This window comes from Desulfomicrobium orale DSM 12838 (assembly GCF_001553625.1).
GTDB classification, from domain to species: Bacteria; Desulfobacterota; Desulfovibrionia; order Desulfovibrionales; family Desulfomicrobiaceae; genus Desulfomicrobium; species Desulfomicrobium orale.
The window spans coordinates 166,175-192,526 of the sequence record NZ_CP014230.1 but is presented as its reverse complement, the minus strand read 5'-3'; the positions used below and the strand labels follow the sequence as shown (position 1 = coordinate 192,526).

11 protein-coding genes are annotated in these 26,352 nt (G+C 55.9%); 2 read left to right on the top strand and 9 right to left on the bottom strand.

The features are described from left to right. The first annotated feature begins 60 nt into the window (after nt 1–60). Nucleotides 61–827 (top strand): IS5 family transposase gene (locus AXF15_RS13175; protein WP_236884791.1). Its coding sequence is split into 2 segments (ribosomal slippage): nt 61–394 and nt 394–827, totalling 768 coding nucleotides; the frame shifts between segments, so codons are not numbered across the junction. 12 nt (nt 828–839) lie between these two features. Here the strand turns inward: AXF15_RS13175 and AXF15_RS00820 are convergent. The 5 genes from AXF15_RS00820 to AXF15_RS00815 form a co-directional block, all read right to left on the bottom strand. Beyond that, on the bottom strand, nt 840–1,571 hold the full coding sequence (locus AXF15_RS00820; protein ID WP_066602006.1) for an RHS repeat domain-containing protein: 732 nt from the start codon (nt 1,569–1,571) through the stop codon (nt 840–842). Between the two features lie 106 nt (nt 1,572–1,677). Next, the gene (locus tag AXF15_RS13890; RefSeq protein ID WP_151192238.1) at nt 1,678–2,241 is read right to left on the bottom strand and encodes a hypothetical protein; all 564 of its coding nucleotides are present in this window, start codon (nt 2,239–2,241) and stop codon (nt 1,678–1,680) included. A gap of 37 nt (nt 2,242–2,278) precedes the next feature. Further along, nucleotides 2,279–3,070: an RHS repeat domain-containing protein gene (locus AXF15_RS14735; protein WP_083517774.1), complete on the bottom strand. Its 792-nt coding sequence runs from the start codon at nt 3,068–3,070 to the stop codon at nt 2,279–2,281. A 6-nt stretch (nt 3,071–3,076) separates the two neighbouring features. Further along, nucleotides 3,077–3,640 carry a hypothetical protein gene (locus AXF15_RS13885; protein ID WP_151192237.1) on the bottom strand — a complete coding sequence of 188 codons (564 nt, stop codon included), beginning with the start codon at nt 3,638–3,640 and terminating at the stop codon, nt 3,077–3,079. A 75-nt stretch (nt 3,641–3,715) separates the two neighbouring features. Beyond that, complete coding sequence (locus tag AXF15_RS00815) at nt 3,716–6,652, bottom strand: RHS repeat domain-containing protein (RefSeq protein ID WP_066601997.1); 2,937 nt, start codon at nt 6,650–6,652, stop codon at nt 3,716–3,718. Nucleotides 6,653–6,789: 137 nt separating this feature from the next. On the opposite strand from AXF15_RS00815, the gene AXF15_RS00810 reads away from it, so the two are divergent. Beyond that, nucleotides 6,790–7,989 (top strand): IS4 family transposase, encoded by a 1,200-nt coding sequence (locus tag AXF15_RS00810; protein ID WP_236884760.1) that lies wholly within the window; start codon nt 6,790–6,792, stop codon nt 7,987–7,989. Nucleotides 7,990–8,056: 67 nt separating this feature from the next. On the opposite strand, the gene AXF15_RS13880 is transcribed toward AXF15_RS00810, so the two are convergent. The 4 genes from AXF15_RS13880 to AXF15_RS00800 all read right to left on the bottom strand — a co-directional run bounded on the left by AXF15_RS13880 (nt 8,057) and on the right by AXF15_RS00800 (nt 26,350). Continuing rightward, on the bottom strand, nt 8,057–8,524 hold the full coding sequence (locus AXF15_RS13880; RefSeq protein ID WP_151192236.1) for a hypothetical protein: 468 nt from the start codon (nt 8,522–8,524) through the stop codon (nt 8,057–8,059). A gap of 1 nt (nt 8,525) precedes the next feature. Further along, nucleotides 8,526–11,066 (bottom strand): RHS repeat-associated core domain-containing protein, encoded by a 2,541-nt coding sequence (locus AXF15_RS00805; RefSeq protein WP_066601981.1) that lies wholly within the window; start codon nt 11,064–11,066, stop codon nt 8,526–8,528. A 106-nt stretch (nt 11,067–11,172) separates the two neighbouring features. Then, a complete protein-coding gene (locus tag AXF15_RS13875) occupies nt 11,173–11,736 on the bottom strand; it encodes a hypothetical protein (RefSeq protein WP_151192235.1) in 564 nt (187 codons plus the stop codon). A gap of 67 nt (nt 11,737–11,803) precedes the next feature. Continuing rightward, nucleotides 11,804–26,350: an RHS repeat-associated core domain-containing protein gene (locus tag AXF15_RS00800; protein ID WP_066601976.1), complete on the bottom strand. Its 14,547-nt coding sequence runs from the start codon at nt 26,348–26,350 to the stop codon at nt 11,804–11,806. Nucleotides 26,351–26,352: the final 2 nt, after the last annotated feature.

The window sequence follows — 26,352 nt, the reverse complement described above, 5'->3', positions numbered from 1 at the left end:
CAGGCCTCATTAATTGTAAAAATCAGGAAAGTTGGTTAGTTGTGCTCAAAGGAGGATGCAATGAGCCAACTTTTCTATCTTTCTGCCGAGCAACTGGAGCGTATCAAGCTTTTCTTTCCACTTTCACACGGTATTCCACGCGTCGATGACCTGAAAGTCATAAGCGGAATCATTTATGTCATCAAACATGGCCTGCAATGGAAAGATGCGCCGCGTGAGTATGGCCCGTATAAAACGCTGTACAATCGTTTTTTGCGCTGGAGCCGGATGGGCGTCTTCAACAATATTTTTACCGAATTGGCAAAAACAGCGGGACAGGATGGCCAGGTGATGATCGATGCAACCCACCTCAAGGCGCATCGAACCGCCGCCAGTTTGCTCAAAAAAGGGCTCTTTCCCGCTGCATCGGACGCACAAAGGGCGGTCTGAACTCCAAACTCCATGCTGTTTGCGACGGCCACGGCAGGCCCCTGGCCATGACGCTCACAGAAGGCCAGGTGAGCGACTACAAAGGAGCCGCCCTGCTTATGGACGCCATAGATGCTTTGCCCGAGGCCAGGGAGCTGCTGGCGGACCGTGGTTATGACGCCGACTGGTTTCGCGATGCCCTGCGCGCCAAAGGTATTATGCCTTGCATCCCGCCCAGAAGGAGCCGGAAGAGACCCTGCCCGTACGATAAAGATCTGCATAAACAGCGGCACATGATCGAGATCATGTTTGGCAGGATCAAGGACTGGCGCAGAATAGCCATGCGTTATGACCGCTGCGCAGATACTTTCTTTTCAGCTCTGTGCCTCGCGGCTTCCGTCATTTTCTATCTCAATTAATGAGGCCTGAACCTAGCCCAGATTGTCAGTTTCCCGCACCAGCCGTCCCAGCCTGTCGTAGGTGTATTTCGTGACGCGGTGCGTCAGGTCCGGATCGTGCGCCCATTCGCGTTTCTCAGCCAGCCGCCCGGCCTTGTCGTAGACATAGCTTGCGCCGCGGGTCTCGTTTTTAGGACCGAAGACATCGGTTTCGCGGACCGTGCGTCCCAGCCCGTCATAGGCGAAGAGCCGCGAGAAGGTGGGGTAGTCCACGCGCACGGGTCTGCCCGCGGCACTGCCGCCGCAACTGGAGCAGCCTCCACCCGGGGCGTCGTAGGTCATGCTCACAGCCCCGGCGGGGTCCTGTGTCCGGGCCAGGTCGCCGCGCGGGGTGTAGGCATATTCCATCCGCTGACCGGCGGCGTCCGTGCGGGAGGCCGGGCGTCCCTGACTGTCGTAGGTGAAGCGGGTCACCCCGCCCAGGGCGTCGGTGGCGTTCATCATGCGGCCGGCCGGATCGTAGCCCGCTTCCGTGACATTGCCCGTGGGGTCAACGGTCTTCACCGGATTCCCGCCCGCGTCGTAGAAAAAGCGGGTCACCGCGCCCAGCGGGTCCGTCGAGTTGGCCACGCGTCCGTCCGTGCCGTACTCGCGCTTCCACACGGCTCCGGCGCGCGTGCGGGTCAGTTCCCGGCCCAGGGCGTCGTAGGTGAAGCGGGTTTCCACGCCCGCGGCGTCCACCTGGCGGACCAACTGGCCGAACACATTGTAATTGCTCTGCTCTTCTGTTCCGTCGGGATGGATATCTCATCTTCAGAGAAGACACAATCGACGAAAGAAGAAATATGAATGGCCTGTAATCTCAATTATTCTATGGATATGGATTGTCGTATGTAACTTTAATCAAATCATCACTATGACCTGGAAGATTTGATGGTAATTTACCATCGACTAAAAACTGCGAAACTACAACTGTAGCTCTAAATACCATTTTTTTTGCTGGCATTTGTTCATATCTATATGATACACTAATTCCATTACTTGTATAGTATGACTTAGAAAAAGATCGTACACCTTTCCAAAACTCATACATTTCTTTTGAAGCACCATATTTTTCTAAATATTTAATATCCTCAGATGTATACTTATCAACTCCTTCATAATATTGAGCACTGACTATTTTTCCATTAATTTTCCAGTTTTCATCTCCAGGAAAATCAAGTGGAACTATTTTATCAAAAAGTTCTGATGTCACCCTTCTTTTATTTTTTCCTACGTATTCTATACAAATTTTCCCATATGGTAAATCAGCTTCTATTTTCATTCCAGGTCGGAGTACGGAATTTTCTTCAAGATGGACGTTTTGCATAGCAGATCTGTCTTGAGAACAGGAAAATAATCCCAAAAATATCACAAAATACAAAATATTTTTCATTACTCCCTCGGTAGTAAAATAATTAGGGGTATTTCCCTCAAAACCTAAATGTGAATCCAATTCCCCTTGGCCCCTCGTAACCTGGAACCCGTTCTCCATATTCATAATAATATTCCCATTCATCCTGATTGTTCCTCCAGGATTTCTGAGCAGGAAAAGCTATAAGCGACCCAACTTTATGTAATTTAAATGAGATATCGTGACCTGAAAAACCAAGCTTCAGGAGATCGTTTATCAAGTCCGTATCGCATTGGTTCAGTGCTTTTCTGAGGACAGTTTGGGGGCAATCTGCATGCCTCATCCTTGCGTCTCCATAACATATATCATGACGCATATATGCATAATCCTGAAGATCAACAGGATATCCTTCTTTTTTTTGTTCTGAAGTTGGGTTTATAAAACCTCTCTGGAAAACTGCCCGCCAATTCTTCCGCTCTTCCTCCGTCATCTTATCCCAAGAAGTCCATCTCCCACCAGTCCATCCTGGGCCACCCCAGTTTTTATAGTAATGAAAAGCACCGAATTCTAATCCTTGTGGATCAATGAGAGAATTAGGCCTATTCTCAACATAGGAATAAAAATTTACTCTACCTTCAAACCCAATCGGATCAGTCTGGCTATACCTGCCACTCTCCGGATCATAATATCTGTTCCAGTTATAGTGCAGGCCGGTTTCTTCATCGAAGTATTGTCCGGGGAAGCGTAAATTGTTGGTAACAGTAGCATCTGAAGACACTTCCGCCTTGCCAAACACCTGGTACTGCGCCTTCCAGACAACGCCACCATTCTCCGCCACAACAATCTGCGGTGTTCCCAGATGATCACTCAATTTATTCTATGGATAGGGGTTATCATATGTAATTTTAATTAAATCATCACTATGGCCTAGAAGATTTGAAGGTATTTTTCCGTCAATCAAAAACTGCGAAATTATAACTGTAGCTCTAAATACCATTTTTTTTGATGGAATTTGTTCATAGTCATATGATATGGCAATTCCATTACTTGTATAGTATAATTTTTGAGGAGGAAAAACTTCTTTCCAAATCTCATAATTTTTTTTAGAAGCCCCATATTTAGAAATATATAATATATCTTCATGTGTGTATCTATCTATGCTTTCACTATATTGCATGCTTACGATATTTCCATTAATTTTCCAGTTTTTATCTCCAGGAAAATCGAGTGGAACTATTTTATCGAAAAGTTCTGATGTTACCCTTCTTTTATTCTCCCCAACATATGTTATAGAAATTTTTCCAAAAGGTAGATCAGCATCTATTTTCATCCCGGGTCGGAGTACAGAGTTTTCCTCAAGATGAACTTTTTGCATGGCAAATCTATTTTGAGAGCAGGAAAATAATCCCAAAAATGCCATAAAGTACAAAATATTTCTCATTATTCCCTCATTCAATCAGTAGTAAAATAATTAACAGATTGAAATCTTTCCTTTGCACCGGGGTAAATCCCCACGTCAAAATCTAAATGTGAGTCCAAGCCCTCTTGCCCCCTCGTGACCTGGAATCCGCTCTCCGTGTTCATAATAATATTCCCATTCATCCTGATTGTTTCTCCAGGATTTCTGAGCAGGAAAAGCGACAAGCGAGCCAACTTTATGTAATTTAAATGAGATATCGTGACCTGAAAAACCAAGCTTCAGGAGATCGTTTATTAAGTCCGTATCGCATTGGTTCAGTGCTTTTCTGAGGACAGTTTGGGGGCAATCTGCATGCCTCATCCTGGCTTCTCCATAACATATGTCATGCCGCATATACGCATAATCCTGAAGATCTGTAGGATATCCTCGTTTCTTTTCATCAAAGGTAGGCTCACGAAATCCTTTATCATATACAGTTTTCCAGAATTTCTGCTCTTCTTCAGTCATTTTATTCCAAGAAGTCCATCTCCTACCAGTCCACCCTGGACCACCCCAGTTTCTATAGTAATGAAAATCACCGAATTCTAATCCTTGTGGATCAATGCGAGAACTGGGTTTATTTGTAACGTAAGTGTATAGATGCAATCCACCAAGCAATCCAATCGGGTCAGTCTGGCTATATCTCCCACTCTCTGGATCATAATATCTGTTCCAGTTATAGTGCATGCCAGTTTCTTCATCATAATACTGTCCCGGAAAGCGCAGGTTATTGGTGACTGTAGAATCATTTGAAATTTCCGCCTTACCAAACACCTGATACTGCGCCTTCCAGACCACGCCGCCGTTTTCAGCCACAATTTGCTGAGGCGTTCCCAGATGGTCATTCAGATACCAATAGTTTTTCCCATTCTCCCGCATGAACAGCAGGTCTGTTCCCCAGGGAGAGCCGGGTCTGTATCCATAACTCTTTAATGTATTTCCATTGGAGTCCATCTCGGCCACAAGGCCGCTGTCGGAATAGTGATAGAAGGTTTTCACTCCACGCACATCTTTCCAGATTCTGCGGCGCAGGAAGTCGTATCCATAGGACGCAACTGTGGCGTTGTTGCCGTCCGCAACACGTGAGAGATGGTTATCCAGATCGTATTCAAAGAGCAGTGTTCTTTCTGGTGTTTTCTTTTCCACCAGATTCCCGGCGGCGTCGTATTTATATTCCGCCCTGTTCCCGGCCTGGAGCAGTTCGTTGTTCTCGTTATACAGCCAGCCGCCGGACACATCCGCCGAAGACAGGCGGTTCCCCACCTGGTCATAGGTGAAGGCTTCATCTGTCAGGACGGGGTTGTCGGAGCGGATGAGCCGGTCCAGCTTGTCATAGCTGTAGGCGTAGGCCCCGTGCTCGGTATCCTTTTTCCGGATATTTCCCGCGTCATCGTATGTATAGCTGTAGTTCTGGATCAGGGCATCGGCCGGGCTGGTGGCGTTGATACTGGTCACGCGCAGGAGCCCGTCATATCCGAAGCAGCGTCTGGTTCCGCCGGGCAGGGTCATGGTGCCCGGCGCGGTCCAGGTGAAGTCGTCCAGAGTGACCATGCCCGTACCCACGCTCATGGCCGTGAGCCGCCCGGCCGTGTCGTAGGCATAGGTCCGGGCCAGACCGTCGGGGCCGGTGAATGCGGCGGGCTGCCCGTTGGCCTGCCAGGCATAGGTATTCGTCTTGTTGAAGGAGCCGTAGTCCACGGTTTCCGTGAGCTTGCGGCCCAGGGCGTCATAAGTGAAGGCTCCGGCGGTTTGACCATCGGTATGGAACACCAGCCGTCCCATCTGGTCGTAGGCAAGGCGCACCCTGCGGCCGGGCTCTGTCCGCCCGCCGGCATAAGCGTCCACGCCCACCACGCGGCCCATCTGGTCGTAGGCGTAGGCCGTCTTCACGCCCCGGGCGTCCAGCTTTTCGGCCAGCAGCCCGGTGGTGGCGTTGTAGGTATAGCGCGTGGTTCCGCCCAGAGGCCGGGTCTCGGACACGGTGCGTCCGGCGGCGTCGTGGGCAAAGCGCGTGACCTGCCCCTTGGCGTCGGTCAGGGCCAGCAGGTTGTCCCAGGTGTCGTAGCCATAGTTCGTGGCCTGGCCCAGATTGTCGGTTTCCCGCACCAGCCGTCCCAGCCTGTCGTAGGCGTATTTCGTGACGCGGTGCGTCAGGTCCGGATCGTGCGCCCATTTGCGTTTCTCAGCCAGCCGCCCGGCCCTGTCGTAGACATAGCTTGCGCCGCGGGTCTCGTTTTTGGGGCCGAAGACATCGGTTTCGCGGACCGTGCGGCCCAGTCCGTCATAGGCGAAGAGCCGCGAGAAGGTGGGGTAGTTCACGCGCACGGGTCTGCCCGCGGCACTGCCGCCGCAACTGGAGCACCCTTTGCCCGGGGCGTCGTAGGTCATGCTCACGACCCCGGCGGGATCCTGTGTCCGGGCCAGGTCCCCGCGCGGGGTGTAGGCATATTCCATCCGCTGACCGGCGGCGTCCGTGCGGGAGGCCGGGCGTCCCTGACTGTCGTAGGTGAAGCGGGTCACTTCGCCCAGAGCATCGGTGGCGTTCATCATGCGGCCGGCCGGGTCGTAGCCCGCTTCCGTGGCATTGCCCGTGGGGTCAACGGTCTTCACCGGATTCCCGCCCGCGTCGTAGAAAAAGCGGGTCACCGCGCCCAGCGGGTCCGTTGAGTTGGCCACACGTCCGTCCGTGCCGTACTCGCGCTTCCACACGGCTCCGGCGCGCGTGCGGGTCAGTTCCCGGCCCAGGGCGTCGTAGGTGAAGCGGGTCTCCACGCCTGCGGCGTCCACCTGGCGGACCGGATTGTCCCACTCGTCGTATTCCATGCGCGTCACGGCCCTGCCGCGTGTGGCCGTGAGCTGGTTGCCCCGGGCGTCGTAGGTGAAGGTGCTGTTGCGTTCCAGGTTCGTGCCCTGGGCCTCGGTCATCTTCAGCAGATTTCCGGAAGCGTCATAGGCGTACGCGGTGACCGTTCCGGCGGGGTCCACGCGGCGCACAGGCTGGCCAAAGGCGTTGTATTCGCTCTTTTCTTCGGAGTTGTCAGGATGGATGACGCATCTTCAAAATTATAAACTTCTGCTCAAAATCATTGCTGTCCGGCTAAGGGATAAGAAAAGAGTCCAAAATCTCAGCGATGTGTGGTAAAAGAAATCACCACAACATCTTGCCACACAAGGAGATTCTGGACTTGAGTCACCATAATACACTATTCTCCCAGACGCTATCTCTGATTCCCAGACATGTTTTTCAGAAACTCGAAAGACGGCACAAAACCGGGCGCTCGTCGCGTCAATTCGGTTTCAAGGAGCAGTTCACGGTCATGGCCTTCATCCAGCTTGCCGCAAGACGTTCCATGCGCGATGGCCTGCGCTGCCTTGAGGCTGCGGGAAACCGCCTGTATCACTGGGGACTGAAAAACGTGGCCCGCTCGACCTTTGCTGACGCGAACAATTCTCGCCCCGTAGGCTTTTTCAAGGATCTGTTCGCCGAGATGTACGGCCTGTGCGCCGCAAAAGCCCCGAAGCACAAATTCCGTTTCAAATCCAAATTGTTCAGTCTGGACGCCACCACCATAAAGCTTTGCCTGTCGCTTTTTCCCTGGGCCTCGTTTCGGCAGGCCAAGGGCGGCGTCAAAGTACATACCTTGCTGGATCACGATGGCCATATCCCGGCTTTCGCAACCGTCACCGACGCCAAAACCCATGAAAGCCGCATAGCTCAGGCTATGGAGTTGCCCAGGGGCTCCATCGTGGTCTTTGACAAGGGCTTCATCAGCTATCCCTGGTTTCGGATCCTCGGGGCAAAGGGTGTCTTTTTTGTGACCCGGCTCAAGCGCAACGCCGTTTTCAAACTCCTGGAGCGCCGCCTCGTGAATCGCAAGACCGGCGTTACTTCCGATCACATCATTGAAGTCTCCAGCCGGGGAAAATCCTTACGCTTGCGCCGTATCGGCTATCGTGACCAGGAAACCGGGAAACACTACGAATTTTTGACCAACCATTTCCGGCTTTCGGCGAAAACCATCGCCGACATCTATAAAGACCGCTGGCAAATCGAGCTCTTCTTCAAGGAAATCAAACAAAATTTGCGCATAAAGACCTTCGTCGGCAACTCGGAAAATGCGGTTCTGATCCAGATTTACACGGCCCTGACGGTTTACCTGCTCCTCGCGTACCAGAAATTCCTCAGCCGTCTCGGACTCTCCGTACAGCAACTCTTCCAGCTCATTCAACTCAACCTGCTCGGCGAGGCCTCCTTGGATGAACTCCTGAATCCCAGACGACGAAAATTCGATAATTCATATAACTTCAAACTGTTAGATTACATCGCTTAGCCGGACAGCAATGGCTCAAAATGCTCAGATAAAATCTACTCAACTAGGTATGACTCATATTTATTATTTAATAGTTATTAATTATATTTTTTATATATTCAATGCAATATAAAGATCTTAGTAAAGATATTTCATCGTATATTTTATGCGATGATAACCATATTATCCATTCATATATTACATCAAGCTCAGAATTATTAAATAATGTCCATCTTTTTGAAAAATTTTCATCCCAATAAGATAAATTGCAACTCCTGTCTAACATATTGATTATAGAATTTATAACTAATAATTCTGGATTGTTTTCATTTATTGATACATAGATAACTCCAGCTATATAATAGCAAAAGTCTTCAGGAGAAAGCCAATTGAGTACTTCGAAATTTTTTTCAAGTATATCGGATGTTAATTCGTCCCAATTTTTATTAATAATAGACTCAATTTCTTCTCTTTCATCGCATATAAAGTTATCATAGATATATTTTTTTGACTTTTTACGTTCGCGAAATGCATTTTTTAATTTATGCAATAACATTTTATCTCCCTTCCATTAATGCTTGGCATTTTCCAACATGATTCCATGCATCTGCTTGAGCTTGTTGGTGTCCATAGTCTCCTCCTTCCCAACAACGAGCATCTCTTTGCGCTCTTGCAATTGCAAGGTTTAGCCAGGCATCTCTCCTAGAACGTAACTCTTCTAGAGACATTCCTATCTTACATGCAGCATTTCCTTTTCCAAATCTATGCAAATCTTTTTTAGCAAGTTGTACTATTCTATTTAGTTCTTCACATAGATCATCATCACATTCTTTATCCAGAGAATCAGATATTGTCTTTGCTACAATAATGGTTCCAATAACTTTGACTGTAAATATAGCAGCTTTTGTTAAAACTTTTATAGCGATTGGGACAGCTATGGGAATAGCAACTATGTAATTTCCTTCTGGGTCCATAAATATATTACTATTTTGCAAGCAATATCCATATAAATTTATATCCCCACCCTCAAACCCAATCGGATCAGTCTGGCTATATCTCCCGCTTTCCGGATCATAATACCTGTTCCAGTTATAGTGCAGGCAGGTTTCTTCATCATAATACTGTCCAGGGAAGCGTAAATTATTGGTGAGTGTGGAGCTGCCATCTATTTCCGCCTTTCCAAACACTTGGTACTGCGCCTTCCAAACCACGCCGCCGTTTTCAGCCACAATTTGCTGAGGCGTTCCCAGATGGTCATTTAAGAACCAGTAGTTTTTGCCATTTTCTCTGACAAAGAGCGGGTCAGTTCCCCAAGGCGAGTCCGGCCTATAGCCATAGCTCTTCCGCACATTTCCTGATGCATCCATCTCGGCCACAAGGCCGCTGTCGGAATAGTGATAGAAGGTTTTCACTCCGCGCACATCTTTCCAGATTCTGCGGCGCAGGAAGTCGTATCCATAGGACGCAACTGTGGCGTTGTTGCCGTCCGCAACACGTGAGAGATGATTATCCAGATCGTATTCAAAGAGCAGTGTTCTTTCTGGCGTTTTCTTTTCCACCAGATTCCCGGCGGCGTCGTATTTATATTCCGCCCTGTTCCCGGCCTGGAGCAGTTCGTTGTTCCCGTTATACAGCCAGCCGCCGGACACATCCGCCGAGGATAACCTGTTCCCCACCTGATCATAGGTGAAGGCTTCATCCGTCAGGACGGGGTTGTCGGAGCGGATGAGCCGGTCCAGCTTGTCATAGCTGTAGGCGTAGGCCCCGTGCTCGGTGTCCTTTTTCCGGATATTTCCCGCGTCATCATAAGTGTAATTGTAACTCTGAATCAGGGCATCGGCCGGGCTGGTGGCATTGATATTGGTCACGCGCAGGAGCCCGTCATACCCGAAGCGGCGTCTGGTTCCGCCGGGCAGGGTCATGGTGCCCGGCGCGGTCCAGGTGAAGTCGTCCAGAGTGACCATGCCCGTACCCACGCTCATGGCCGTGAGCCGTCCGGCCGTGTCGTAAGCATAGGTCCGGGCCAGACCGTCGGGACCGGTGAATGCGGCGGGCTGCCCGTTGGCCTGCCAGGCGTAGGTATTCGTCCTGTTGAAGGAGCCGTAGTCCACGGTTTCCGTGAGCTTGCGGCCCAGAGCGTCGTAAGTGAAGGCTCCGGCGGTTTGACCATCGGTATGGAACACCAGCCGTCCCATCTGGTCGTAGGCAAGGCGCACCCTGCGGCCGGGCTCTGTCCGCCCGCCGGCATAAGCGTCCACGCCCACCACGCGGCCCAGCAGGTCGTAGGCGTAGGCCGTCTTCACGCCCCGGGCGTCCAGCTTCTCGGCCAGCAGCCCGGTGGTGGCGTTGTAGGTATAGCGCGTGGTTCCGCCCAGAGGCCGGGTCTCGGACACGGTGCGTCCGGCGTCGTCGTGGGTGAAGCGGGTGACCTGCCCTTTGGCGTCGGTCAGGGCCAGCAGGTTGTCCCAGGCGTCGTAGCCATAGTTCGTGGCCTGGCCCAGATTGTCGGTTTCCCGCACCAGCCGTCCCAGCTGGTCGTAGGCGTATTTCGTGACGCGGTGCGTCAGGTCCGGATCGTGCGCCCATTCGCGTTTCTCAGCCAGCCGCCCGGCCCTGTCGTAGACATAGTTTACGCCGCGGGTCTCGTTTTTGGGGCCGAAGACATCGGTTTCGCGGACCGTGCGTCCCAGCCCGTCATAGGCGAAGAGCCGCGAGAAGGTGGGGTAGTCCACGCGCACGGGTCTGCCCGCGGCACTGCCGCCGCAACTGGAGCACCCTTTGCCCGGGGCGTCGTAGGTCATGCTCACGGTCCCGGCGGGGTCCTGTGTCCGGGCCAGGTCGCCGCGCGGGGTGTAGGCATATTCCATCCGCTGACCGGCGGCGTCCGTGCGGGAGGCCAGGCGTCCCTGACTGTCGTAGGTGAAGCGGGTCACCCCGCCCAGCGGGTCCGTTGAATTGGCCACACGTCCGGCCGTGCCGTACTCGCGCTTCCACACGGCTCCGGCGCGCGTGCGGGTCAGTTCCCGGCCCAGGGCGTCGTAGGTGAAGCGGGTTTCCACGCCCGCGGCGTCCACCTGGCGGACCAACTGGCCGAACACATTGTAACTGCTCTGCTCTTCTGCTCCGTCGGGATGGATATCTCATCTTCAGAGAAGACACAATCGACGAAAGAAGAAATATGAATGGCCTGTAATCTCAATTATTCTATGGATATGGATTGTCGTATGTAACTTTAATCAAATCATCACTATGACCTGGAAGATTTGATGGTAATTTACCATCGACTAAAAACTGCGAAACTACAATTGTAGCTCTAAATATCATTTTTTTTGATGGATTCTGCTCATATTTATATTGTATTCTTATCCCATTGCTTGTATAATATGCTTTTGACATAGGAAATATATCTTTCATCAAAAAATACATTTCTTTTGATGTTCCATGATTATATATATAGAGCATATCTTCATTATTATAAGAAACAATTCTTTCATAGTATTGCATGCTAACTATATTTCCATTAATTTTCCAGTTTTCATCTCCAGGAAAATCGAGTGGAACTATTTTATCGAAAAGTTCTGATGTTACCCTTCTTTTATTCTCCCCAGCATATTTTATAGATATCTTTCCAAAAGGTAAATCAGCATCTATTTTCATCCCGGGTCGGAGTACAGAGTTTTCCTCAAGATGAACTTTTTGCATGGCAAATCTATTTTGAGAGCAGGAAAATAATCCCAAAAATGCCATGAAGTACAAAATATTTCTCATTATTCCCTCAGTATTAAAATAATTAACAGATTGAAATCTTTCCTTTGTACCGGGGTAAATCCCCACATCAAAACCTAAATGTGAGTCCAACCCCTCTTGGCCCCTCGTGACCTGGAATCCGTTCCCCATATTCGTAATAATATTCCCATTCATCTTGATTGTTTCTCCAGGCTTTCTGGGCAGGAAAAGCGACAAGCGAGCCAACTTTATGTAATTTAAATGAGATATCGTGACCCGAAAAACCAAGCTTCAGAAGATCATTTATCAAATCTGTGTCACATTGATTCAGCGCGTTTCTGAGAACCTCTGGCGGGCAATCTGTATGCCTCATTCGAGCTTCTCCATAACATATATCATGCCGCATATACGCATAATCCTGAAGATCAACAGGATATCCTCTTGTTATTTGATCATCTATAGGCTCACGAAATCCTTTATCATACACAGTTTTCCAGAATTTCCGCTCTTCTTCAGTCATTTTATCCCAAGAAGTCCATCTCCCACCAGTCCATCCTGGGCCACCCCAGTTTCTATAGTAATGAAAATCACCGAATTCTAATCCTTGTGGATCAATGCGAGAACTGGGTTTATTTGTAACGTAAGTGTATAGATGCAATCCACCAAGCAATCCAATCGGATCAGTCTGGCTATACCTGCCACTCTCCGGATCATAATATCTGTTCCAGTTATAGTGTAATCCTGTTTCTTCATCATAATACTGTCCCGGAAAGCGTAAGTTGTTAGTAACAATAGCATCTGAAGACACTTCCGCCTTGCCAAACACCTGGTACTGCGCCTTCCAGACAACTCCGCCGTTTTCGGCTACAACTATCTGCGGTGTTCCCAGATGATCATTCAAATACCAATAGTTTTTCCCATTCTCCCGCATGAATAGCGGGTCTGTTCCCCATGGTGAGCCGGGCCTGTATCCGTAACTCTTTAATGTATTTCCATTGGAGTCCATCTCGGCCACAAGGCCGCTGTCGGAATAGTGATAGAAGGTTTTCACTCCGCGCACATCTTTCCAGATTCTGCGGCGCAGGAAGTCGTATCCATAGGACGCAACTGTGGCGTTGTTGCCGTCCGCAACACGTGAGAGATGGTTATCCAGATCGTATTCAAAGAGCAGTGTTCTTTCCGGCGTTTTCTTTTCCACCAGATTCCCGGCGGCGTCATACTTGTATTCCGCCCTGTTCCCGGCCTGGAGCAGTTCATTGTTCTCATTGTACAGCCAGCTTCCGTTCACTGCCGCAGAAGACAAGCGGTTACCTACCGCGTCGTAAGTAAAGCTTTCATCGCTCAAGTGCGGATTATCAGAGCCTGTAAGCCGGTCCAGCTTGTCATAGCTGTAGGCGTAGGCCCCGTGCTCGGTATCCTTTTTCCGGATATTTCCCGCGTCATCGTATGTATAGCTGTAGTTCTGGATCAGGGCATCGGCCGGGCTGGTGGCGTTGATACTGGTCACGCGCAGGAGCCCGTCATATCCGAAGCAGCGTCTGGTTCCGCCGGGCAGGGTCATGGTGCCCGGCGCGGTCCAGGTGAAGTCGTCCAGAGTGACCATGCCCGTACCCACGCTCATGGCCGTGAGCCGCCCGGCCGTGTCGTAGGCATAGGTCCGGGCCAGACCGTCGGGGCCGGTGAATGCGGCGGGCTGCCCGTTGGCCTGCCAGGCATAGGTATTCGTCTTGTTGAAGGAGCCGTAGTCCACGGTTTCCGTGAGCTTGCGGCCCAGGGCGTCATAAGTGAAGGCTCCGGCGGTTTGACCATCGGTATGGAACACCAGCCGTCCCATCTGGTCGTAGGCAAGGCGCACCCTGCGGCCGGGCTCTGTCCGCCCGCCGGCATAAGCGTCCACGCCCACCACGCGGCCCATCTGGTCGTAGGCGTAGGCCGTCTTCACGCCCCGGGCGTCCAGCTTTTCGGCCAGCAGCCCGGTGGTGGCGTTGTAGGTATAGCGCGTGGTTCCGCCCAGAGGCCGGGTCTCGGACACGGTGCGTCCGGCGGCGTCGTGGGCAAAGCGCGTGACCTGCCCCTTGGCGTCGGTCAGGGCCAGCAGGTTGTCCCAGGTGTCGTAGCCATAGTTCGTGGCCTGGCCCAGATTGTCGGTTTCCCGCACCAGCCGTCCCAGCCTGTCGTAGGCGTATTTCGTGACGCGGTGCGTCAGGTCCGGATCGTGCGCCCATTTGCGTTTCTCAGCCAGCCGCCCGGCCCTGTCGTAGACATAGCTTGCGCCGCGGGTCTCGTTTTTGGGGCCGAAGACATCGGTTTCGCGGACCGTGCGGCCCAGTCCGTCATAGGCGAAGAGCCGCGAGAAGGTGGGGTAGTTCACGCGCACGGGTCTGCCCGCGGCACTGCCGCCGCAACTGGAGCACCCTTTGCCCGGGGCGTCGTAGGTCATGCTCACGACCCCGGCGGGATCCTGTGTCCGGGCCAGGTCCCCGCGCGGGGTGTAGGCATATTCCATCCGCTGACCGGCGGCGTCCGTGCGGGAGGCCGGGCGTCCCTGACTGTCGTAGGTGAAGCGGGTCACTTCGCCCAGAGCATCGGTGGCGTTCATCATGCGGCCGGCCGGGTCGTAGCCCGCTTCCGTGGCATTGCCCGTGGGGTCAACGGTCTTCACCGGATTCCCGCCCGCGTCGTAGAAAAAGCGGGTCACCGCGCCCAGCGGGTCCGTTGAGTTGGCCACACGTCCGTCCGTGCCGTACTCGCGCTTCCACACGGCTCCGGCGCGCGTGCGGGTCAGTTCCCGGCCCAGGGCGTCGTAGGTGAAGCGGGTCTCCACGCCTGCGGCGTCCACCTGGCGGACCGGATTGTCCCACTCGTCGTATTCCATGCGCGTCACGGCCCTGCCGCGTGTGGCCGTGAGCTGGTTGCCCCGGGCGTCGTAGGTGAAGGTGCTGTTGCGTTCCAGGTTCGTGCCCTGGGCCTCGGTCATCTTCAGCAGATTTCCGGAAGCGTCATAGGCGTACGCGGTGACCGTTCCGGCGGGGTCCACGCGGCGCACAGGCTGGCCAAAGGCGTTGTATTCGCTCTTTTCTTCGGAGTTGTCGGGATGGATGACGCGCAGCAGATTCCACGCATTGTCATATTCCTTGACGGTCTTTTCTCCGGCGGCACCGGTCACGGTGTGAACCATGCCTTCGATATGAACTGCCTTTTCCGTCTTGCCGTTGACATTGTGCCGCACCATTTCACCCTGGCTGTTGTACCAGTATTCATCCGTGCGGCTGCCCTCGCGGATGGAGGTGTAGAAGAGCTTTCTGGTGAAGTCGTAGTTGTAGTCAAAGACACGGTGCAGACCGGCATTATCCTTTTCCAGACGCAGATAGCCGTAGTCGTCGCAGGCATAGCTGACGGCAAGGCCGGACGGATATGCAACAGAGGCCAGTCTGCCCCGGACGTAAGCGAATCCCGTCTCGCCCTGGGGCGTGACAATGCGTTCCACCTGGCCGGATTTGTAGACGATCTTCGATACGTTTCCGGCCCGGTCCGTGATGCTTACGCTTTCGCCCGCATATTTCAGCTCGGCCAGGGTACGGTTTGCGGAGTCCAGCACCTGGGTCACACGGCCGTCTGCGTCGCGCTTCCAGCTTCTGTTCACGCCGAGTCTTCCGCCTTCCGCCGTCAGGCGGCCGTCCGCGTCGTAGTGTCTGAAGCGGCCGCGCAGGCCGGTCCAGAGATATCCCTGGTCCGTCTTTTTGATGACATAGGGCCCGTTCACCCATGTATCGGCGTTCACTGAAGTCTTGCGGTATTCCACGCCGTCCCGGCGCAGGGCTCCGGGTTCCGGCACCAGGCGGTCGCTGTCGTGGGCCGGCGCCAGAGCGGGGGGCTCTGTCCGGGGCCACGGGGCGGGGGCGGCCGAGAGGTTCGGGCCAAGGCGCACTTCGCCCAGATCGAATTCCGGCCGCGGGGCGCGCTGTGGTCCGGGACCGTCTTCCGTGTCCGGCCGCGGGCAGTTTCCGTGCTCGCAGGCCGGGGGCTCGGGCAGGCATTTGCCGCCCATGGGCTGGGGCGCCGGTGCCGGAGCAACAATAGCCGGGCCGCCGCCTGGTCCGCCTCCGCCATAGCCTCCGCCTCCGCCGCCGGAATACTCTCCGGGGCCGGACGGAGGAGCCTGGCAGAGACCATGGTTGGCGTACCATACCCAGCCCGTGGCCTGCCAGCTTTCATGCCCGTTCACGCACAGGAACATGTACCTTACCCCGGCCTGGGCCTGAAGGCGCACGCAGTCGTCCGGAGCGAAATCCTTCAGGCAGGTCACGCGGTAGGGCAGGGTGACTGTCTGCCGCGGCCCGAGATTCTCCGGGACTTCTCCCAGAAGTTCATAGCGGAAATACCTGTTCTCGCCGGGCATGCTCAGGGCAAGCTTCTGGGCGCCCAGATCGCCCTGGTTGGTCAGGGTCACTTCGCCGTTCATCTCCTGTCCGGCCCGCATGGGCGGAAGGGTCAGGGACATGGGCGAAACCACGATCCGCGCCACTTCGGTCACGGATGTGTTGAAGATGGGGTTCAGGATGATTTCGTAGCGGTCCTCGATGGTGATTTCGCGCACTTCCCATTCCACCGTGACCAGACTGGAATCCAGAAACACGTCGGTGTAGGCCAGACTGCCGGGACGAATCCAGATGCGGCCTGTGCCTTCCTTGTGCCCGGCCTTGCGGACCCGGTACTGGTACGGCCCCACGGGCAGGTTTTCCAGACGGGCGTTACCCCCGGCGTCGGTCACGGCGTTCACCTTGGCCGCGCTTTCCTCGTGCGTCAGGGTGATGGAGGCCCCGGGCACGCCGGGCCTGATCCGGCCCTGTTCGTCGGCCGTGCCCGTCAGCACGTCGATGATCTTGAAGCTCGCGTCGCCCCGGCCGGAAGCCGAAAGCGTCACGAATACCTGATACTGCGCCGTGAGACCGCCGCCGCGGACCTCGAAGCGGGTGTCGTACTGGCCTGTGGGCGTGGCGGCGGGCGGATTCAGGGCAAAAAGCACATCCCTGGACTGTCCGGGTTCGATAAACCCCAGATCTTCGGATGAGCGCAGGCGGACCCATTCCGGGCCGGAAACCTTGCGGATGGTCAGTTCCACCGGGGCGAACCCCCTGTTGGTGATGACCAGACGCTCTCCCGCCTCGCCGCCGGGGTTCATGGCCGTGGCCACGTGTGTCGGCGCATAGAAGAGCGCCGGCCTGCCCTCGGCGCACTGGATGTCCAGCCGGATGTCGTGCCAGACCCGGCGGGAAGCTCCCTGACCGCTGACCAGATGATAGAGCAGGGTGACGGTTTCGGGAGCGGTCCTGTCCGCGGCGATGGTCATGCTCACGGCGGCCTGCCCTCCGGAGGGAACGGCCACGGGCGGGGCGGGGGTGATGGTCAGGCCCTGAGGCAGGGGATCCTCGGGGGCGCGCTCCAGGCGCAGATCCGAAAGCACGGTGCCCGGCGCCGCCGTGGCCCGGATGGTAATGTTTCGCTCCTGGCCGTGCAGTATCTGAAGACGGAAGCGGTTGTAGTCAACGGACAGCCTTTCCACCCAGAAACGACCGTGCACAGGTTTGACGGACTGGTCCGGATGCATGACCCGCACGGCATATTCTCCGGCATCGTTTTCACGGGTAGTCACGGCCTGGGTGAAAACGCCGTCTGTGCCCGTAACCACAGGCAGCAGGCGTTCCACGCCACGGCTTTCCACGATCAGATTCAGGCGTGCGCCGGCGAGAGGCTGGCCGGACCGGTCCACGGCCCGGCCGGTGATGAGCACCGCTTTGCCCGGAACCACGCGTTCGGGAGAAATGGATGTCAGTTCGCCCGCATAAGGCGTTTCCACCAGCCGTACCGGCACCTCGCCCTGCATGCCCTTCAGCGATACGGCCTCAGGCAGACCCAGACGGGCGTGCAGGCGTGAAATCACAAGCCGCGCCACCAGATTGTCGGGCACCAGAACGGGCACGGACAGGGTCATGGGGGCCGAGACAAAGGTCCGGCCTGCCGGGATGCGGGCAATGAACCGGCCGTCCGCCGCGACCTGGATCATGTCGCCGCTGGTCTGGGTCAGAGGCGTTCTGGCCAGCACGTTGCCCAGCTTGTCCTCCAGAATAAGGCTGATTTCGGGGCTGGGAGAGCCGCCCGGTCCGGCCGTGATCAGGTCCATGGCGGCCTTGCCCCCGTTGGTCAGCTCGAAGCGGGCCGTACCGAAGCCGCCGCGGGTGAAGCTTTCCGGTGTGAGACGCAGCCCGAGGCTGCCGTCTTCCACGGGAACAGACAGGGAGCGCGACACGCGCACTGTTTCTCTGGAGACGCGGGGGTACTCCAGAGTCAGGGTAAAAGGCTGGGTGGCATTCAGGGTTTCCAGACCGGGAACAATGACGCCCACGGCCCGCTGTGCACCGGCGTCCAGACTGAAGACTCCGGACATGAGCCGGCCCCCGGCCATATCCAGAATGAGCCGTGCGCCGGGCATGGTTTCATTGTTTCCCCGGTTGGCAACCACAAAGGTCAGCTCGTTCATGACTCCGCGCCGCAGCAGCTGGTTTTCGGGGAAAGCCAGCTCCACATCGGGCAGGACGACTTCACGGCCCAGACTGGCCGCACCCTGGCGGTCCACGGCCCGGAGCAGATAGCGGCGCTCGCCGCGTCCGGCGCGGGAGTCAGTGAAATTGCTTTCGGCCAGCAGCCCGTCATGCAGGTTCGTCTCCACGCCGAAGGTGGACAGGGTGCAGTTGAAACCTTCCAGATCCGGGGCCGGATGGGTCCAGGTCAGCACCGGCGGCGCATCGTCCAGCCGGCTCACGGCGAGGTTCTGCACAGGAAGCAGCCTGGGCGAGACATAGACCTCGTTGGACACGGGCGATTCATTGCCCGCGGCATCCACGCTGACCACCCAGTAATAATGTTCCGTCAGGGACGGCGTGGTGTCCACGGTGTGGGTCACGGGAATGCGCGACAGGATGTCCCGTGCCTTTGCCGGGTCGGCCTCCAGACCCCGGTATATGCGGTACATGGCCACATCGGTGGCATTGGCCGGGGCGGTCCAGCGCAGATAAATGCCGTTGGCCGCAACCTGCCCCACAAGCTCCGAGGGCGCGGGAGGAGCCACCCGGTCCGGAAGAATCTGTACCGTGTTTCGGGAACTGACGGCTTCTTCGCCGTTCACGCAGCGCACCGAGGAGACGCCATAGATGTATGGCACGTCCAGAGGCGGGATATCTGTGGTGTTGGTGTCTGTCGTGGCGTTTATTTCCACGAAATCCGTTCCGGCCGAGCGGCGGGCGATGCGGTAGCCGCAGGCTCCGGGCACGGGCGCCCATTCCAGCCGGACCAGACCGCCCGGTCCGGGCGTGGCGCGCAGATTTCCCGGTGCAGGCAAAGGCGGCAGATTTCCGCTGTATATCTCGAAGGCGTTGGCGGCTGTGATGCGCGTGGCGTTGTTGCCCAGATTGTCCTCAGCCTCGAACTCGAAGGATAAGGCTCCGGCAGGACCGGCGGGTGGCAGGCGCAGCCAGCCGTGCCAGGTGGTGCGTCCGGTGTCGGAAACAAGGTTCTCCACCGGGCCGGAAGCCTGGTTCAGGCGGTAGCGGAAACGGGGCGTGGCGGCCGGGGCTTCGTCCAGCACGAAAGTCACCCGGATCTGGGCGTGTCCCGGATTGTGGATGGGCGCGGCCGGGCTGGTCAGAATGTCCGTCAGGGCCGGTCCGGCTGTGTCGATGAAGCAGGGCGCATGGTCCACGATGTCTGCGCCCACATTGCCCGCACCGTCATAGGCCGCAAATACGGGCTGGGCCATACCGGTCAGTCCGGCGGGCAGAGTGATGCGGCCCGTCCAGCGGGTGGCGTTGAGAGGTTCCAGAGCGAAGAGCATGGGTGCTTCGCCGGATACGGTCAGGCTCAGGAAAGGCGGTGCGGAGAGCGTTTCGTCCACATCGACTTCCACGGACAGAACGCCCTGTCCGACACGGCCGCCTTCTGCCTTCTCGGCGCTGTAGCGGATCTGGAGGGCCCTGGGCGGCACCCGGTCCGACAATGCCCGGACCGGCTCCGAGAGGGGGCTCCAGTTGCCCGAGGAGTTCATGAGCCGGATCCGGTAGAAATATGTGCCGTCCACGGGCGGCATATCCGTGAAGGATGTGCCTGTCCCCATGTGGATGCGGGTAGCTCCGGCCGGGGACTCAAAGGAACTGGCGGCCCGGTAAAGTTCGTAGCGAGCGCCCTGAGCCTGGTTCCAGGATACGAAAATCCGCCCTTCCGGCCGGGGCAGGGCGCTGAGACCCACCGGCGGCGCCGGAGCGGACTCATCCAGAATCACGGAAACGGGCAGGCTGTCCTGACTCTGGCCTGCGCGGTTTTCAGCCTTGGCCGTGATATGATGGACGCCCGTGGAATTGATGTTTGTCAGGGTCACGGTGCCGGAGAAAAGTCCGTTCACGTTTGCGGAAACAGAGGTCTGCCGCGTGCCGTCCACGGCCAGATGCACCATTTCCAGCGGCCCGGCCCGGCCCGTCACCACTACCCGCGGATTATTGGTGACCGTGCCCGGTGCGGGCAGAGTGATGACCGGACGCCCCGGAGCGGTCAGGCCCACAGTCAGGGTAAAGCCCCGGCTGGCCGTGTTGTCCTTCAGATCGTGGGCGCGGATGGTCAGGGTATGGTTGCCGTCGGTCAGTTCCGCCGGATACAGAGTCCAGGAAAAGGAAGATGTCTGCCGGGCGCGGACCAGACCATTCACCATGAATTCCACCAGCTTCACTCCGGACGGATCCGTGGCGCGCACGGTGAATGTCACGGGTCGGCTTACGGTCAGAGGAACCGCATCGAGCTCTGTGGCTGTTCCTCCCGAGGCCGCTGTAACGGCTATTTCCGGCCCTGTTGTATCTGCGGCGGTCCGCGCGGAGACGGTCCGGCTTACGGGGTCCTCGCCGCCGCTTTTATTCACGGCGGTTACGGCCAGATATGTATCCCGGCCGTTTTCCACTGCCACCTTGAGCGACTCGGAAGATGCCCGTCCGGCGAGGGTCATGAGACGGGTGTCCGCTCCGCCGGGAACTCCGGCTATGGAGGCGTTGGTGGTGGTATAAACATTGTAGTGGCTGAGATAGGGCTTATACACCGGCTTCCAGGCCAGCTGCACCCAGCCGTCACCCTGGGCCGCGATGGCCGGATTGCCCGGATTGCGCAACCAGGTATGTCCGGTCAGGGTTACGGGCTGAGCGCCCACATTGCCATCGGCATCTTCGGGAAGAACCGTGATTTTACCCACATCCTCCCGGCTCAGGCCCGTCAGGGTGAAGGACGGTTCAGTGATCCAGACCGGCTTTTTCCCGGCGGCTGTGATCTGATAGCGGCCAGGAGAATCATTTTCCGGTGGCAGCCAGGTAAATGTCAGGCTGTCGGCACGGGACTGTACCTGCCCCGGCCGGATGGGACCGGGAGAAAGGGTGTCTTTGGTCCGGGCCGTCACAGGTGTGACCCGGGAGATGAAATGGCCGCTCGTGTCCACAGGCACCACGGCCAGATAATAGGTTATATTCCGTTCCAGGCCGGAAATCTTGAAACTTTCCGAACCCGGCCCGAGAATTTCCCGTGGAGTCAGGCCTGCGATATCTTCAAAGGCTTTCGTGGATACGAATATCCGGTATTCCTTGAAATCCAGAGGTTCGGGATAGGTCCAGGAAATGATGATATCCGTACCGCTGGCTTGAGGGACGGCGCGCAGCGTGGTTATGGGGGCGGGCGCGACATTGTCGTAAACCAGATCAAGGCGGGTTGGTTCGCTGATGTTGCCGGCCCTGTTCCTGGCTGTGAAAGACAGAGTGTTCAGTCCTTCGGCCAGTTCCACTTCCACGCTCCATTCCGTGGAGGGGGTGTGCGGGACAGCTTCGCGGCCGTTCAGCAGAATGGCTTCGCCCGGCCCTTTGGTGCCCGTCACCGTCACCCGTTGCTGCGTCACGGGCGATGGCAGCGGCACGACCACTGGTGGCGACGGGTGGGTGGAATCAATGGAGAACTCCAGCGTGTTGCTGGCAAGATTCTCGAAGGTGTCGGCCAAAGTGGCTTTCAACCGGTAGGAGCCGTCAGTCAGGGCAAAGGACGGACGGATGGTCAGCTCACTCGCATTGACGCTCCAGGAGCAGGGAATGGTCCAGTTGCCGCTTTCCAGAACAATGCTGCTGGCGTTTGTATCCAGCGCGGTGGCCTCATCAAGAGTCAGCACTATGCTCGATGCGGCGGATACGGCCGTACCATTGGCCGGGGTGGAGGCAACGATTTCCGGAGCCAGAGAGTCCACGTAAAAGGACAGGGGCACAGACGGGCTGCGGTTACCCGCACCGTTTACGGCATGTACTTCCAACGTGGAGTTGCCCTGGGGCAGGGTCACGGGCAGCGCCCACCTGCCATTCACCACAGGGCCTTCAGCACTGAAACCCACGCGTTGGCCGTACTCCGGGCCATAGCCCGGAGTGGGCTGGGTTACGTAGTCACTGAAGGGGGTGTCTGTTGTCTCGCTGAATATTTTTGAGTATGAAAAATTTTCTGTGACGCAGTTATAATAGAAATTAGAATTTCCGTAGAATAAGCTGTTTTTGAATATGGCTTTTGTAGTGTATCCATTAAGCATATGTCCAAGGATAACAGTTATGTTGTTTCCTATTAATTTGCATTTATTGAAACATATTGATCCGTTTCCAGAAGACCCAACAAAAGATATAATTCCAGAGCCATGATTTGTGTTATGATCCTTTCTGATTTCAATATTTTCTATATAAATTTGATTATTGAATAAAGTTGATGTTCTAAAATCAATTGCATATACATTTCCAGGGTTGTCTCTGATAGTAACATCCTCTGGATACTCTCCGAGTCCGATAATACTGACCCATTTATGGATATTCAAAGCTCCAGGATAGTCTCCTTTATCAATGTAAATGACGTCTCCGTCTTTTGCCGCATCCACTGCCGCCTGTATGGAGGTATATTGTCTGGCTGGTCCTACCCTCCGGATAGTGGCATTGGCGTTCAGGGTCAGGGCTGCACCGGAAATTATCACGCGTTCTCCGGGAGCGGTGCCGTTCAGGTTGACTGTAGTGCTGCTGGCGGCGTTCAGGACTCCCTCGCGGACCAGTCCGCTGAAGACCTCGCCACCCAGCACTGTTGGCCGGGCCAGCATGGTTGTGGCGTTGTGGACAAGACCGGGGCTCATGTTGCCGGAAATATCTTCCAGCCGCAGGGAAAACTGGACGTTCGTGTCCGGGTCAAGGCCCTTGACCTCGTATCTGGTGGCATTGCCCGGCAGCACGGCGATTTCGCGGCCATTCATATGCACATGGATCCGGTACAGGTCGTCCGCCTCAAGCTTCGGCCAGGTCAGAATAAATCCGCCCGGGATATGTTCCACGTTCAGTCCGGTGATATCCGCCGGAGGCTCTGAATCCAGGGTTTTTACCGCACCGGAGGCGAATCGTGCGGCGGTCTGACCGGCGGTATCCACGGGCGAAACAGCCCAGTGGTAGGTTACACCGCGTTTCAGTCCGTCGATGGTGGCGTTGAAGACTCCCGCCGGAACAGTTTTTCTGGGCGTGAGACCGCGCAGGGCGGAAATGGGCGTGAGCTCCAGATATACATGATAGCCCTTGATATCTCCGGAAGCCGATTCATCGTAGTTCCAGGAAAACAAAAGGCTTGTTCCTGAAGCCAGAGACTCTGCTGTGGCATTGGTCAGAGGTACGGGCGGGCCGTCCTCGTAGCGGATATCAAGAATCAGCGCTTCGGAGACATTCTCGTGATCGTCCTGTTGCCGGACGGAGAAGGTATTGTTGCCGGGCGCAAGGCGTACCGTATGCTCCCAGGTGGTGTCAGCAATCTGGTCGTCCAGAGTCATGTTGCCGCCGGAGCTGTCGCCTGAAGGCATGTTCTCGAAAAAGAGCAGGTCTCCGGCGTTTTTCGTCCCCCGGAAGGTAAACTGCGGATGATGGACTACCTTTGGATAGGCCTCGGCCTTTGGTGCGGCAGGCGGTTCCGTGTCCAGACTGAAGACGGAAGAGTATTGGGCCTTGTGCCCCAGAGAATCCTGTACTGTGGCATTGACCTGATAGCGGCCGTCTTTAAGAGGTGCCTGAGGAGTGAAAGACAGGACGGATGTGGTGGCGTTCCAGCCTGTGCGGCCCGGTATGGATGTTCCATCCAGGGATAAGGCAAGAGAGGACGCCCGCAGGTCAAGTTCGCTGATATCCCGTACAAGGGCCTGGATATGCTCTGGTCTGACGTTGATACGCGCCGCATTTTCCGGAGAAAACGACGACACGCCCGGAGCGGTGAAATCCGCAAAGACATCCACGTACAGCATAGGACTCATGTCGAAATTGCGAATCTGCCAGATCCCCAGCTGGTTCTGTCCACTGTCCAGAGTGGCATTCCCGGCCCAGGTGGTTTCACTGGTTTTGCCCATGAGCTGACCTCCAGCCCAGACCTGTGCACCGGGCAGGCAGGCGCCGGTGAGGGTCACGAAGGGAACGTCGGACAGGTTGCTGCCGGGACGGACTGCAACAGGCTTGCCCATGAGCCGGGTACCGGTCACTGCGGGGCGTTCAAGGCCCATAAACCGCGGCACCCCTTCGACACGGATATAGTCGACGCCCACGCCTCCGAAGACATGGTGACTGTGTGCCGCTGCTTCGATGCGGATGTACCTGGGCTGTCTGGTTTCGGCCCATTCAAAGATCTGCTCGCCATTCCAGTAGGTCTGCAGCCGGCCACCCAGTCTGGAGACACGGATATGGGCCTCCCCGGAAAGAGGAAGCGAGTCATGCTGTACTCCTGCGCCCGTGTACCACTTGCTGCCGGAGTGGGAATCCCAGGTGTCATAGTATCCGATCCTGTTGATTTCCTTTCTGTCTTGATCGAGAAATATCAGGCAGATGCTTGAGACACTGCGTTTTTCCGTCTCATCCTTCCAGTAGATCTTCCCTTCCACATTGACGATGTGGGCGTCCGGCAGTTCCCTTTCATAGATGCTTTTGTTCCATCCTCCTCCTGCCGGGGCGATTCTGCGCACATTGAGGGTGGAGTTTTCAAAGTCCGCCTCGACCCATCTGGCATTGTCGTAGGAGTGGTTCCAGTATGCGGCGGATGTCCCGGTGGCGTCGAATTCGTCCCGGAACAGATAGTTCGGAGCCAGAGTTGTCCTGACCGAGGTCACTTTCGGATTCAGGTGGCCGTTTATATTCACGGCCGCCACAGCCACATGCCAGGTCCTTCCCGGCTCCAGATCGTAGCGCGTGAAGCGGGCCTCCCTGGTGGAACCGGCGGGAGTGAGGTTGGTCACATCGGTGATGGGGTCGCCTGAAATATAGACATTGTAGCGGCTCACCAGATGCGCGGGCTGGCTGGGTTGCCAGACCAGAGACAGGGCGCGGGAAAACGCGGTTACTTCCTCTGTGCCCGGAACGGGATTGGGAAGCAGCCGGGCCACGTTTGTGGTATGGCGTTCGCCCTCTGTGCCGTTCTGGCTGAGCACGGCGATGGTCACCTGGGTTGACGGCTGGTTTTTCAGATCGCAGTCGTAGCTCAGGGTTTCCGGGGCCAGGAAGATGGGTTTAGTGCTGTTGCCGAGGTACAGATGGTAGCCTCTGGCTTCCGAGGTGAACAGACCGGGCCAGGAGATTCTGGCCGCGTTTTCCCTTGATTCCACCCGGAGAGTGGCCTGCGGCACCCCTTCGACGCGGATATAGTCGATGCCCACGCCTCCGAAGACATGGCCATTGTATGCCGCTGTTTCGATGCGGATATATCTGGGCTGTCTGGTTTCGGCCCATTCAAAGATCTGCTCGCCATTCCAGTAAGTCTGCAGCCGGTCACCCAGTCTTGAGACGCGGATATGTGCCTCCCCGGAAAGAGGAAGCGAGTCATGCTGTACTCCTGCACCCGTGTACCACTTGCTGCCGGAGTGCGAATCCCAGGTGTCATAGTACCCGATTCTGTTGATTTCCTTTCTGTCCTGATCGAGAAATATCAGGCAGATGCTTGAGACATTGCGTTTTTCCGTCTCATCCTTCCAGTAGATCTTCCCTTCCACATTGACGATGTGAGCATCCGGCAGTTCCTTTTCATAGATGCTTTTGTTCCATCCTCCTCCTGCCGGGGCGATTCTGCGCACATTGAGGGCGGAGTTTTCAAAGTCCGCCTCAACCCATCTGGCATTGTCATAGGAGTGGTTCCAGTATGCGGCGGATGTCCCGGTGGCGTCGAATTCGTCCCGGAACAGATAATTCGGAGCCAGAGTTGTCCTGACCGAGGTCACCTTCGGATCGAACTGTCCGTTCTTGTTTACAGCTACTACCGCCACATGACAGGTGGCGTTCTCTTCAAGGCCGGCAACCAGAGCACAGGGCGTGGTGGTATTGACGGCTGGAGTCATCCGGGACACGTCGGTAATGGACGCATTGGACACGTACACCGCGTAATGGTCCAGTTCTTCGGAAGGAGCGGGTGTCCAGAAAATCTCAAGCGCCCTGGAGTGTACGGAGATATTTTTTTCCAGCACGATCGGGTTGGGCAGTGTCTGGGCTTGGGCGAAGGCGTGCGCCAGCAGGAGAGAAACGATGAGGAAGAGACGTGGCAGTGCTTTCTGGCGCATGG